This is a genomic window from Paraburkholderia sp. J8-2, from assembly GCF_905220195.1.
Classification (GTDB): domain Bacteria; phylum Pseudomonadota; class Gammaproteobacteria; order Burkholderiales; family Burkholderiaceae; genus Paraburkholderia.
Genome location: NZ_CAJMZA010000025.1, coordinates 35,617 through 48,779 on the forward strand (window position 1 = coordinate 35,617; position 13,163 = coordinate 48,779).

Annotated in this window: 10 protein-coding genes; 1 reads left to right on the forward strand and 9 read right to left on the reverse strand. The window is 66.2% G+C overall.

Features of this window, described 5'->3' with window-relative positions:
* Window positions 1-4: 4 nt before the first annotated feature.
* Together U5A52_RS33125 and U5A52_RS33130 are read right to left on the reverse strand one after the other, a co-directional pair.
* A complete protein-coding gene (locus tag U5A52_RS33125; protein ID WP_321938154.1) occupies window positions 5-1,609 on the reverse strand; it encodes a GMC family oxidoreductase in 1,605 nt (534 codons plus the stop codon).
* Window positions 1,610-1,679: 70 nt separating this feature from the next.
* On the reverse strand, window positions 1,680-2,876 hold the full coding sequence (locus U5A52_RS33130) for an aromatic ring-hydroxylating dioxygenase subunit alpha (protein ID WP_321938156.1): 1,197 nt from the start codon (window positions 2,874-2,876) through the stop codon (window positions 1,680-1,682).
* 319 nt (window positions 2,877-3,195) lie between these two features.
* On the opposite strand from U5A52_RS33130, the gene U5A52_RS33135 reads away from it, so the two are divergent.
* A complete protein-coding gene (locus U5A52_RS33135) occupies window positions 3,196-4,401 on the forward strand; it encodes a cytochrome P450 (RefSeq protein WP_321938158.1) in 1,206 nt (401 codons plus the stop codon).
* Window positions 4,402-4,511: 110 nt separating this feature from the next.
* Here the strand turns inward: U5A52_RS33135 and U5A52_RS33140 are convergent, their stop codons facing one another.
* The 7 genes from U5A52_RS33140 to U5A52_RS33170 form a co-directional block, all read right to left on the reverse strand.
* Window positions 4,512-6,044, reverse strand: a complete 1,533-nt coding sequence (locus tag U5A52_RS33140) for a class I adenylate-forming enzyme family protein (protein WP_321938160.1) — start codon at window positions 6,042-6,044, stop codon at window positions 4,512-4,514.
* Between the two features lie 216 nt (window positions 6,045-6,260).
* On the reverse strand, window positions 6,261-7,079 hold the full coding sequence (locus U5A52_RS33145; protein WP_321938162.1) for an enoyl-CoA hydratase/isomerase family protein: 819 nt from the start codon (window positions 7,077-7,079) through the stop codon (window positions 6,261-6,263).
* 34 nt (window positions 7,080-7,113) lie between these two features.
* Complete coding sequence (locus U5A52_RS33150; protein ID WP_321938164.1) at window positions 7,114-8,250, reverse strand: MBL fold metallo-hydrolase; 1,137 nt, start codon at window positions 8,248-8,250, stop codon at window positions 7,114-7,116.
* On the reverse strand, window positions 8,247-9,317 hold the full coding sequence (locus tag U5A52_RS33155) for a phosphotransferase family protein (protein ID WP_321938166.1): 1,071 nt from the start codon (window positions 9,315-9,317) through the stop codon (window positions 8,247-8,249). The genes U5A52_RS33150 and U5A52_RS33155 overlap by 4 nt, the downstream gene beginning before the upstream one ends.
* 72 nt (window positions 9,318-9,389) lie before the next feature.
* Window positions 9,390-10,538, reverse strand: coding sequence for an acyl-CoA dehydrogenase family protein (locus tag U5A52_RS33160; protein ID WP_321938168.1), 1,149 nt, complete (start codon window positions 10,536-10,538; stop codon window positions 9,390-9,392).
* A gap of 162 nt (window positions 10,539-10,700) precedes the next feature.
* The gene (locus tag U5A52_RS33165; RefSeq protein WP_321938169.1) at window positions 10,701-11,942 is read right to left on the reverse strand and encodes a CoA transferase; all 1,242 of its coding nucleotides are present in this window, start codon (window positions 11,940-11,942) and stop codon (window positions 10,701-10,703) included.
* 25 nt (window positions 11,943-11,967) lie between these two features.
* Window positions 11,968-13,143, reverse strand: coding sequence for an aromatic ring-hydroxylating oxygenase subunit alpha (locus U5A52_RS33170; RefSeq protein ID WP_321938171.1), 1,176 nt, complete (start codon window positions 13,141-13,143; stop codon window positions 11,968-11,970).
* Between the last annotated feature and the right edge of the window lie 20 nt (window positions 13,144-13,163).

Below are 13,163 nucleotides of genomic sequence, written 5' to 3' on the forward strand. Positions count from 1 at the left end.
CGTTTCAGCGCGCGGCCTCGCGCATGATGAGGTCGGCGGCGCGCCAGGCCATCGCCATCGTCGGCGCGTTCGTGTTGCCAGAAGGAATTTGCGGGAAGATCGACGTATCGACCACGCGCAGCGCCTCTACACCGCGCACACGCAGCTCGGGATCGACGACCGAAGCGGCGTCGCTGCCCATGCGGCAGCTGCCGACCGCGTGATAGCCGCAGGTGCCGAATTTGTCGTAGGCTTCGATGATGGCGTCGTCGCTCGCGCACGCAAGGCCGGGAAACGTCTCCGCCTCGATGAAGGCCCGCAGCGGCGCCTGGCCCGCGAACTCGCGCGCGAGCTGCACGGTGCGGATCATCAGCGCGCGGTCCTCGGACGTGACGCGGTAGTTCGGCTTGAGTTCCGGAAGCTCGTGCGGATTCTTGCTGCGAATGTGGATCTCACCGCTCGACGTGGGCCGCAGCGGATAGCCGACAATGCTCATGCCCGGCTGCTTTTCGAGCGCGGTGCGCTGCGTCGAATAGTCGAAACTGAACGGCGCGACGAGAAACTGGATGTCGGGACGCGGCACGCTCCGGTCCGACTTGAGCCACATGCCCACCTCGTACGCCGCCGAAGCCATCGCGCCCGTGCGCGCCGTGTAGTAGCGCAGCATGTTGCGCAGCAGCGGCAGGCCCGCGTATTCGCTGTTGTCGGACATCGGCACCTTGAGGCGCCATTGCTGGATGATGCCGCGATGCTCGCGCAGATTGCGGCCGACCTCGGGGCTGTCGTGCACGACCTGGATGCCCAGTTGCGCGAGCTGCGCCGCCGCGCCCACGCCGGAGCGTTGCAGGATCCCGGGCGAGGCCATCGCGCCCGCCGCGAGAATGATCTCCTTGCGCGCGCGCAGAACCATGCGCTCGCTGCCGCTCAGCACCTCCAGCTCCACCGCCCGCTTGCCCTCGAAACGAATGCGGTCGACCGTGGCATCGGCGATCACCTGCAGGTTGGCGCGATGCAAGACGGGATCGAGAAACGCCGTCGAGGCGCTCTGCCGCCGCCCGCGCCAGATCGTGCGCGACGCGTAGCCGACGCAAACCGCGTTGTCGGGATCGTTGACGTCTTCCTTGCGTGCGAGGCCCATTGCGCTGCCTGCGGCGATCATGGCCTCCGTGAGCGGCGTGCGCCGGTCGGCGAGCGTGAGGCGCAGCGCGCCGTTGCCGCCGCGGGTTTCGCCTTCGCCCAGTTCGTGTGCTTCGAGCGCGCGATAGGCGGCGCCGATGTGGCGCCACGACCAGTCGTCGCTGCTCACGCGCGCGAGCTCGTCGAAATCGGCGGGCTGACCGCGCACGTACATCATGCCGTTCACGCTCGACGACCCGCCGAGCAACCGGCCGCGCGCCCAGATCTCGGGCTGGTAGGCCGTGGCGGCCTCGGGGTCCGCGCGATATTGCCAAGTGCGCTTCGGATCCGCCATCACCTTCGCGAGACCCTTGGGCATCTGGATGAACGGATGCTTGTCGCTGCCGCCGGCCTCGAGCAGCGCCACCGTGACACCGGGCGTCGCGGACAGGCGGTGCGCGAGCACGCAACCCGCCGCGCCGGCGCCCACGATCACGTAATCGAATTCGCGCATCTGTGTGTCTCCATCGTTTTTTGTGGTCCGGTGCGCTGTGTCGCGCTTGCCGGTAAGGCCGGCTGCGTGATCAACCGTGGGCGCCCGGCCCGCGCGCTTGACCGAGGAACGACTCGATCGAGCGATGGAACGGGCCGATCATCTCCTCCATGCCGCCGAAGTACACCTCGTCGATGCCGCCCGCGCACATGGCGGCCTGCTGCAGTTCGGCCGCGCGGAAGTCCTCGCCGCCGAATACGTCGTGGATCAGCTCGAACGAGCGGCGGAACAGGTCCTCGGCCTTGGCCGACTCCGCCGGCCCGCGCGTGAGCATGTAGTACTCGACGATCGTGCGGTCCTTCGCGCGCGGCATGAGGATCATCACGCTGAAGTAGTACGGGCTCGTGATGACGACCGTGTTCGGGAACACGAGGTAGGCGTGCGTCACGTACTTGTGCAGGTTGTCGACCGGTCCCTTGAGGATTTCCGGATCGAAATTCGCCTTGCCCGAGGTCTGACACTGGTGATGGCCGATGCGGCGATAGACGCTTGGCACGTCCACGAACATCGAGGCAATCGAGTTCGCGTGCAGACGCTGGATGTGATAGGCCTCGAGGAACGGCTCCATCACGAATTTCCAGTTCGCCTTGAGATCGTATTGGCGGCGCCCGTACACATGCATGTTCTTGAGCCCGAGCGCGTCGAGGTCGGCGCCCAACTGGTCCGACGCGTCGAGCATGGCGGGCTGCTGGCTGTGGTCCATGCCAACCCAGATCAGGCCGCCCGCCTCATAGGCCTGGAGCGGCACGAGACCCATATCGCACTTCTTGATCGAAGGGAAGGTCTCGGCGCGCGGCAAGCCGACGAGCTTGCCGTCCATTGCATAGGTCCATGCGTGGTAGGGGCAGGAAAGCCGGCCGCTCTTGACCGGCTCGCTGCCCTCCACGAGCTTCGAGCCGCGATGGCGGCACGCATTCAGGAACGCGCGGATTTCGCCCTTGCTGTCGCGCGTGACGACCATCGGCACGCCGTAGCCGTCCACCGGCAGCGACATGCCCGGCTCCGGCAGATAGCACGAAGGCGCGACCACCACCGGCACGCGCTTGAAAAGCTGCTGGATCTCCAGGTCGAAATGTTCGTCGCTCAGATAGATCGAGGTCGGCTGCTTGTCCTCGCGTGTCGGAATCTCTGCCTCGCTGTGCGGCTTGAGCGCACGAATCGCTTCCCACTGGCTTTCGGTCAGGCCGAGCGGTGCCGGCTCGATTGCCGTTTCGTTCTGGTTGGTCACGCAATCCTCCTTGCCTGCGATGGGTGTTGCGGGTCTGGCAACGCTGGCCACGCCCGCTTCGTCGGTATGGAGGCAGGTTATTCCCAGCTAAACCTAATGTCAATAGGTTTAACCCGTCCAACTATTGTCTTCGTGCTCAGCTACGACAGGGATGACACGTGATCTGCGGGGTTACCCGACCTTATAAATCTAAAATTTGTAGATTAATATGCGCTTCGCAATCGCAATCTGAAGCCAGCACTTGCCGGGGCCGCTGTCATTCACTTCCGGCAAGCACTCACACGGGCGCACCGCCCCGACTCGACGCCGGAGTTCTACCGTGACCACCCAACTCGTGCCATTGCCTGAACACGTTTCCCCAGCGTTGCTTTACGACTTCGACTTCCTTGGCGACACGCGCGTCTCGTCGAACGTTCACAGCGACTACGAAAAGCTGCATCGCGACGCGCCCGACATCTTCTACACGCGCCACAACGGCGGTCACTGGATCGTGACGCGCTACGATGCCATCGCCGAAATCGTTCGCGACCCGGAACACTTCTCGTCCGCCGAGCAGCAGATCCCGCGCATCGACCCGCCGCCCGTTTTCCTGCCGCTCAGCCTCGACCCGCCGCACAACATTCCTTATCGCCAGGCGCTGATGCCGTATTTCTCGGCCAAAGCGGTCAAGGACATGGAAGCCAAGATCCAGTACTGGGCCAACCGGCTCATCGACGACGTGATCGAAACGGGACGCTGCGATTTCGTGGACGACATCGCCTCGGTGTTTCCGGTTTCGATCTTCATGGAATTGATGGGCATGCCGCTCGAGCGCCTGCGCGAATTCCGCGCGCTCTCGGACGAGTTCTTCAAGACCAACGTCGCCGCCGAACTGCACGCGCTGAGCGCGCGCATCATCGGCCTGATGACGGAGTTCATCGAGCTCAAGCGCCAGCAGCCCGCGGACGACCTCATCAGCCACCTTCTGAAGGTCGAGATCGACGGCCGCCCCGTGCGCATGGAAGAGATCCAGAACATGTGCTTCCTGCTGTTTCTCGGCGGCATGGACACGGTCGCCAACGTCACGGCGTTCACGTGGCGGCAACTGGCGCAAGACCCGCAGTTGCAGGCACGCCTCGCCGCCGATCCGGCGCTGATCCCGAAGTTCGTCGATGAAGGGCTGCGCTGCTTTGGCGTGATCAGCACGCCGCGTCTCGTCGCGAAGGACTGCGAGCGCTTCGGCGTGACGTTCCGCAAGGGCGACATGGTGCTCAACATGCTACCCATCGCGGGTCGCGACGAGCGCAAGAACGAGGACCCGAACCGCTTCGATATCGACCGTCCGAAGCGCGAACACCTGACGTTCTCGAGCGGCGCGCATCTGTGCCTCGGGCACTTCCTCGCGCGTGCGGAACTGCGCGTGCTCACCGAGGTGTGGACGAAACGCATTCCCCGCTTCTCGCTGCTGCCGGAAGTCGAGCACCGGTATCGCATGGGCTTTGGGCTCGCGCTCCTGAACCTGCCGATCGAGTGGCCGGTGAACTGACGCGCCATGCAAAAAGCCGGCGCCCGTTCGAGAACGGGTGCCGGCCGGACGAGCGCTTGAAGAACGCCCAAGACTCAGACATAAGCGCCCTTCGCGGGCGCTTTTTTCGTTTACCGCACGCGTTCCAGTGTCTGATGCGCGTTCGCATATTGAGCGCGCAGCGCGGGCTTGGCGAGTTTGCCGGTCGCGAGACGCGGCAGCGGATCGGTGCCGATCACCATGTAGCGCGGCACCTTGAAGCCACTGAGGTGCTCGTTGCAATGCGCAATCACCTGCTCGACCTGAAGCGAGGCGTCGCCGCTGATGATGGCAAGCGGCGTCTCGCCGAACTTCGCGTCGCTCGCCGCAATCACGGCGACCTCGCGCACGCCCGGCACTTCGGCGATCACGCGCTCGACCTCGGCCGCCGAGATGTTCAGACCGCCCGAGATGATGATGTCCTTGATGCGATCGAGCATCGTAAGCGAGCCTTCTGCATCGACCTTGCCGAGGTCCCCTGTACGCAGCCAGCCATCGACGACTACCTTCGCTGTCGCCTCCGGATCGTTCCAGTAGCGCGCCATGACACCTGGCCCGCGAATGACGATTTCGCCCGGCGTGTCGGGCGGGCAGAAGCGCCCCTGCTCATCGATGATCGCGATGCGCGTATAGGGCGAACCGCGGCCGCATTTCTCGGGGCTGGCGAGCGAGCCTTCGTCGCTGTTGAAGGTCGCCTGGCCGCCCGCCTCGGTCTGGCCGTAGAGCTGGCGCAGCACCACGCCCTTGTCGAGCCACGCTTGCAGCAATTGCCGCGAAACCGGCGCACCGCCCACGAGGCTGTAGCGGACACTGGTGAGGTCTGCGTCCCTGAATTCTTCGCAGGCCGCCATGCGTTCGAAGAAGATCGGCGTGCCCATCACGGTGGTCATCTTTTCGCGGATGATCTTCTGGATCGCCGCCTTGGGATCGAAGGCTTCTTCGAGGTAGACCGTGCCGCCGTAGGCGAGGTACTGCGTAAGCTGCACGTAGCCCGCCGACGTGCACAGCGGCGCGAACACGAGCACGCGCGCGCGATCGATCGCGGCCGGCCGCGCCATGCAGGTGTCGGACATGTAGCCGCACAGCGTGCGATGCGTGTAGACGACGCCCTTGGGCCGCCCCGTCGAGCCGCTCGTCGAAATGATCACGACGTCGTCGTCGGGGCCGATGCCGCGCAGCGGTGCGCCGCCGCGCGTCGGGTTCGCGGCCTCACCACGCAGCGCGCGCACCGCATCGAGCCCGTGGACCGTCACGCCCGGCACGTCCTTCGCGACCTCGCCCGCGAGCGTGGCGCGCTCGGCGTCGTGAAAAACGAAGCGCGCCTGGTAGCGCTCGGCGACCATGTACGAGGCTTCGCTCACCGTGAAGCGCGGGTTGACCGGCGCAAGAATGCCGCCGGCCAGCATGACGCCCTGGGCGAGCACGGCCCATTCGAGACTGTTGGCCCCGATGACAGCCACGCGGTCGCCGCGCTGGAGGCCCTGCTGCTCGAGCCACGCCGCGAGCGCCTCGGCCCAGCGGTCCAGCTCGGCATACGTCACGCTATCGGAAGATACGACGATAGCGGGCACGTTGGCGCGCTCGATCGCCCACCACTTGAAGGTATCGATGAGGGTTGCAGACACGGCTATCTCCTGTGGCCCTGGCGATGCTCGCGAGCGCGTCGCGGTCCCAGGGCAATGTTTCTCGTTGCTCGCGGGGAACGGGTTTCCCATTCCTCAGATGTTTTGATGAATGCGCGCAGCAACCTTTATTTGCTCAAGACCGTAGCAAAGGGCCACCCCTTCGCGCAATCGTCGAATACGACGATTCCGTTGGCGGCTGCGCGCGGCTACTGCGCTTCAGCGCCCCGTGAAGCGAGGCGCGCGCTTTTCGGCAAAGGCCGCCGACGCCTCGCGAAAGTCCTCGGTCATGAGCGCGAGCACCTGGGCGCGGTTCTCCAGTTCGAGCGCCTCGTCGAGCGAGCCCGCCTCGAGGTTCGCCCACATCACGCGCTTGGTGTGCTGCGTGGCGTACGGACTGTTGCGCAGCACGCCAGCGGCGATTTCCAGCGCGTGCGCCCGCAGGGCGTCGACGTCGACGGCCGCGCTCACCAGCCCGATGCGTTCGGCCTCCTGCGCGCCAATCGGGCGGCCGCTCAGCATGACCTCGAACGCGCGGCTCGCGCCGATCAAGCGCGGCAGGTGATAGCTGATGCCGCACTCGCCGGCGCTCAGGCCAATGCGCACGGCGCCCACATGGAACGACGCCTCGCGGCTCGCCACACGAATATCGGCGGCGAGGCTGAGCGCGAAGCCCGCGCCCACCGCCGCGCCGTTCACGGCCGCGATGACCACCTTGTCGAGCGCACGCACGCGCCGGACCATGCCCGCGAACACTTCCTGTCCCGCGTAGTAGTCGGTCACGCCGGGCGGCCCGGGGAGCGGGCTGTCGTCGGCTGCGGTAAGCGGGCTCGTGAGGTCCCAGCCCGCGCAGAAGCCACGCCCCGCGCCAGTCAGCACCACCACGCGCAGCGCCGGATCGGCGGCGAGCTCGTCGAGCACGCGGCACAAATGGCGTACCGCCGGCTGGCTCAGCGCGTTCAGACGCTCGGGCCGGTTGAGGGTCAGCACCGCGACGCCGGGGGTGCTGCGGTCGCAGAGGAGTTCGTCCTGGCTCATTGCATCGGTTCCTTTGACGTAGGGGCGAACGCTCTCAGACGCGGCGATACCACGCCACGCCCTGAGCATCCGTACTGCATTCGATTTCGCCACGCTGGCGCAGATGATTGAGGTAGGCGAGGCTCTCGCCCGTCGCCATGCGCAACAGCGCCGCGTCGTCCTCCACGGACCGTGCGAACAGCACGCCGAATACATCGACGGCGCGCCTCGGCTCGGCGAGCCGCGCGCGCAGGCGGCGCAGCGCACGCTCGCGCTTGTCGCGCAGTTCGTCGAGACGCGCGTGCAAGCCATGAAACGGCTCGTTGTGCGCGGGCAGCACGAGCACGTCGCCGGGGACCGTCGCGGCCACGTGCGCAAGCGAGTCGAGCCAGTCGCCGAGCGGATCGGCGTCGGGCGCGTCGGGCCAGACGGAGACGTTCGACGAGATGCGCGGCAGCACCTGATCGCCCGAGATAAAGAGTCCACGTTCGGGACAATGCAGGCACGCGTGCTCCGGCGAATGGCCCGAGCCGACGACGACGCGCCACTCGTGATTGCCGATGCGCAGCAATTCACCCCCGGCGATCCGCCTGTAGCCCGCCGGCAGCGCGTGCATCGCCGCGACTTCGCGCCGCGGAAACCTTCCTGCGTGCTGCGCGAGCGCGCGTTCGCTCCAGCCCGCGCGACGATAGAAGGCCAGATGCGCATCGGGCACCGCGCCCTGGGACTCGCGCGCCACAGCAAGCGAGGCCTCGTGCTCGCCTTGCGTCATCCACAGCGTGACGCCGTGCTCGCGTGCAAGCCAGTTCGCCATGCCGATATGGTCCTGATGCATGTGCGTCGCGATCAGCCGCGTGACCTTGCCCGGCGCAAACGGTCCCGGCGGGCCGAGTAAATGCGTCCAGGCCGCTCGCGTCGCGTCGTCGGGATAGCCCGAGTCGATCACGGCCCAGCCAGCGCCGTCGCGCAGCGCCCAGATGTTGATGTGCTGCGGCGAGAACGGCAGCGCGAGGCGGATCCAGCGAACACCGGCCGCGATCTCACGCGCCTCGCCCACGACGGGCGGCTCGCCGCACGGATACGCAAGCGTTTGGCGCGTCACGGGCGTCACATTCATCGCGTCGCGCCGCTCGCGCACCGCATCGAGCGTCGAGCGGTCCCGAGCCTGCGAGCAGGCGGCTTGCGCCGTCAAAAGAGCCGCCCATGCGCCACGAGATGCGCGGCATCGAGCAGGCCGTCGGCCAGCGTGCCGAACGCGGCATAGCGCCCGTCGTTCGTCGCCCCGCGCCGGTAGCGGTCGTGCAATTGATAGAAGATCACGGCGAGTTTGTACATGGCGAGCACGCGGTAAAAGCGGAAGTCCGAGAGATCGCGGCCCATCGCGCGCGCGTAGGTCTGCGCGGCCCACTCGCGCGACGGAAAGCCGCCGTTCGCGGTCGGCATCTGGCGCAGCGCGTGCAACGCGGGCGGATCGTCGGGCTCGGTCCAGTAGCTGAGCGTCGTGGCGAGATCGAACAGGCCGTCGCCGCGCGTGCCCTGATCCCAGTCGAGCACGGCCGCGGGCGCGAGCGTCGCGCCGTCGAAGAGGATGTTGTCGAGCTTCAGGTCGTTGTGCAGCAGCGTGGGCGCACCATCCGGCACGAGATGCCGCTCGAGCCAGGCGCCCAGTTCCTCGACGAGCGGAATTTCGATTCCCTGGGTGGCGAGATGCGCGCGCTTGCGCCAGCCCGCGACACTGCGCGCGAGAAAGCCCTCGGGACGCCCGAGCGTATCGAGCCCGACGGCGGCCGGATCGATCCGGTGAAGCCGCACGAGCACGCCGATCAATGCGTTGGCGAGCCGCTGGCCGACCTCCGCGACACTGCGCAGCGCCTCCGGCAACTGCGCGCCCACCGCGAAGCCGCGCCGGTATTCGATGATCTGAAACGGCGCGCCGAGCACCGTCGCGTCCTCGCAAAGGTGGATGCCTTGCGGCACGAGATCGAATCCGGTCGAAAGACGCTGGAGAATGCCGAATTCCCGTCCCATGTCGTAGGCGCCGGGCGGCAGCGTACCCATGGGCGGGCGCCGCAGGACGGCGCCACGGCCGTCGATGTCGAGCAGATAGTTGAGATTCGCGAGCCCGCCGCTGAACTGCCTGGGCGCGGGATGCAGCGCCAGCGTGTGCCCATGCGGGGCGAGATACTGCGCGAGCGCCTGCCAGGGCTGGGCCACTTGTTCGGCGGTGGCGCGCAAACGCGGTGACGTGTCGATGAGCATGACGATGTGCGATGTGGGCCTTGCAGGCGGTAAAGACTGGCCGCGGCGCGGCCAGGCTGGAACGATGCCGCGTCAGAACGCGCGCGAAATGACTTCCTTCATGATCTCGTTGGTGCCGCCGAAGATGCGCTGGATACGCGCATCGGTGTACATGCGCGCGACCATGTATTCGTTCATGTAGCCGTAGCCGCCAAAGAGCTGCAGGCATTCGTCGAGCACGCGCCCTTGCGCTTCGGAGGCCCAAAGCTTGGCCATCGAGGCCGTAGCGGTATCGAGCTTGCCTTGCACGAGCTGCTCCACGCAGCGATCGACGAAGGCGCGGCCCACGGTGATCTCGGTTGCCATTTCGGCGAGCTTGAAGCGCGTATTCTGGAACTCCGCAACGGGACGTCCGAACGCCTTGCGATCGCGCACGTAGTCGAGCGTCGCGCGCCAGGCGCCCTCCATCGCCGCCAGTGCGTTCACGCCGATGATGAGGCGCTCATAGGGCAGATCGGACATCATCTGGAAGAAGCCCTGGCCATCCACACCGCCCAGCAACCGGGAAGCCGGTACGCGCACGCCGTCGAAGAACAGCTCCGCCGTGTCCTGCGCCTTCATGCCGATCTTGTCGAGCAGGCGCCCCACGCGATAGCCCGCGCAGTTATCGGTCTCGACGATCAGGATCGACATGCCGCGTGCCCCCTGGCTCGAGTCGGTCTTGGCAACCACGAGGACGATGCCCGCGAGCAGGCCGTTCGTGATGAAGGTCTTGGAACCGTCGATCACATAGTCGTCGCCGTCGCGCACCGCACGCGTGCGCACTCCCTGGAGGTCGGAGCCCGCGCCGGGCTCGGTCATCGCGATCGCGCCGACCAGCTCGCCGCGCGCCATGCGCGGCAGGTAGCGGTCCTTCTGCTCGGGCGTGCCGTGATTGAGGATGTAGTGCGCGACGATGCTGTGCACGCCCGTATTCATGCCGGTGAGCGCGCGCGCAGCGAGTTCTTCGAGAAACACCGCCTCGTGGCGGAAGTCGCCGCCGCCACCGCCGTAGGTGTCGGGCACGTCGGCGCAAAGCAAGCCTAGCGCGCCGGCCTTGCGCCAGATTTCGTGGCCTACATGGCCGCGCTTGCGCGCTTCCTCGTCGCCGCCTTGCACCTCGCGCTCGACGAAACGCGCGACATTGTCGCGATATAGTTCGATGTCCTCATCGCTCCACGAGCGCGAAAAGGCAAGCGGCATGTTTCATTCCCTGTCGATGTTTGAACATGGTGCCGGCGGCCATTTCGCGTTCCCGCAGGTTTGCGCTTTCGCACAGGCACCGCCGATACGTCATGTTCTCGCATCGCCGCGCGCCGGTCATCGTCGCATTCGACGATGTTGCGGCGCGCGCCGCGCCGGGCACTAACGCTCGCAGCGCTCGCTCGTGTAGACCGCTTCGGCCGCGCGCAGGCGCTCGACTTCGTGCGTGTCGAGGCCGAGCAGATCCCCGAGGATTTCCGTCGAATGCTGCCATTGCGCAGGCGCGGCAGCGGGCGCGAACGCTTGCCCCGGCGTCTTCACCGCAGTGGTGCCGAGCCGCAGCTTGCCGACACCCGGCTGCTCAACTTCGTAGATGTTCTCCCGCGCGAGGAAATGCGGGTCATGCGCCAGCGTTTGCGGCGAGTTGGCCGGTCCGCCCGGAATGTCGTGCTCCCTGAAGAGCGTCATCCAGTCGTCGAAATCGCGCAAAGCGAACAGTTTGACCAGTTCGACGTGCGCGCGCTCGTCGGCCTCGCCGGTATCCGGCGTTTGCTCATAGAGCGCGGCGAGATCCGGGCGGTCGAGCACGTCGCAAAAGCGCGTCCAGAATTTCGGAGAAAGCCCCTGAAAAAAGACCTTTTTGCCGTCCCGCGTCGCGTAGGCGAACAGACGGGGCCAGCCCGCCATCTTCTCGCGGCTATTCAGGAATCCTGGGCGCGCGAAAACCAGGGGCGCGTTGAGCACGCTGTTGATGCCGTCGGGCAGCCAGTGCGCCGCCGACTCCGCGCCGGTGACTTCGACGTAGGCGCCCTCGCCAGTGCGCTGCGCGCGGTTGAGCGCGGCGAGTGTGCCGAGCGCGGCGTTCAGGCCCATTGCATGCATGCCGATCGGCGCCCAGTCGGTCGCCCTGCGCTCCTCGGGTGAGAGTCCATAAGGATTCAGCGACGTGAGGCCGCCAAACGCATCGAACGATGGTCCGTGCGAACCGAGTGTCGAGTAAGGCCCTGTGCTGCCAAGGCCTGAGATCGAGCAGAACACGATGCGTGGATTCACTGCGCGCAGCGCCTCGAACCCAAGCCCAAGACGATCGAGCACGCCGGCGCGCATGCCCTCGATGACGATGTCGGCCTTCGCGACGAGCTTGCGAAAGAGCGCCGCGCCCTCCTCGCTCTTCAGATTCAGCCCAAGGCTGCGTTTACCGCGATTCCAGCGCAGATGCAGCAGGCCCGGACCGTCGGGCGCGCCGATGGCGGGCGTGCCGCTGTACCGCACCGGGTCGCCGTCGCGTCCCTCGACCTTGATGACATCGGCGCCCATGTCGGCCAGATAGCCGCCGAGGCTCGACGGCCCCAGTTGCGCGACCTCGACAACGCGCACGCCCTCGAGAAAGTTGTATCCAGACATCGAACCTCCTTCGTTCCGTGGTGCGTTATGCCGACTCGCCGTCAAGATCGCGCCGCAACTGGCGGTGCAGATGCGCGCAGGCGAGTTCGCTGCGCCCATAGCGATACGTGCCGTCGGGCCAGGCTGCGGCGTTCTGCTGAATCCACAACTCCATCGGCCAGTCTTCCTTCGTGGCCGCGTTTTCCAGCACGGCCCAGCTCTTGTGCACGCGCGCCTCGATTTCCGGGCTGAGAATGTCCTTGCGCACGAGAAAGCGCAAATGCACGGTCGAGCGCGCCGGATTGCCGGGCACGGGCCACACGGTCCAGAACTCGATGTGCTCGGGCGCCGCGATCATCATCGCGTTCGGATAGATGATGAGATTCGAGGCGATGTAGCGCGAGCCACCGCTCACCTCGGCATTCGACTTCACGAGCGTCTTGAGCTTGGAACGCACGCCGAAGTGCTGGCCGTGGCGCCCATAGTCGCGAAACACGCCGACGTTCGACTCGATCAGATTGCCCACGCCGCCCGGATGCAGGAAGCGCGGGTGGATGATGTCGCTCGCGCCGTCCATCACGAGCTTCCAGTTGATGTCGAGCGTGTAGGTCTTTTCGATGCAGATCACCGAATCGTCCATGCGCCACGGCGCCATTTGCGCGTCGACTTCCGGCCCGAGATACGAATCGATCGGCTCGGCGGGCCCTTGCGAGAGCATCGCGAACACGAGCCCATGACGCTCCTGGGTCGGGTACGCGATGAGGCTGTTGCAGCCGCGCTCGATCGTCTCGAACGACGCCTCATAGGGAACATTGCGCAACTGCCCGCCGTCGCGCTCGTACGACCAGCCGTGGTACTGGCACATGAACACACGCTTGTTGCCCGACTCGCTCGCCTCCACGCGGCCGCCGCGATGGCGGCACATGTTCAGATAGACCTGCGCCGTGCCGTCGCTCTTGCGCACGATGAGGAGCGACATGCCAAGTACGTCGCGCGTGATGAAGTCACCGGGATTCGCCAGCTCGGAGCCATGTGCGACCACGAGCGGCAGCGTTTTCATCAGCGCGATTTCCTGCTCGAGCCGCTGCGGGCAGGTGAAGTGCGACGACGGCACGAACAGATCGCTCTCGGCCAGATCGGTCGTGTCGTCGCGCAAGTGCTGGATGAGCCGCGTGGAGATGGCTTCGCTAACTTCGATGTCCTGTTTTCTTTCTGGCAGCATGACCGCCTCCTTCATGTTGT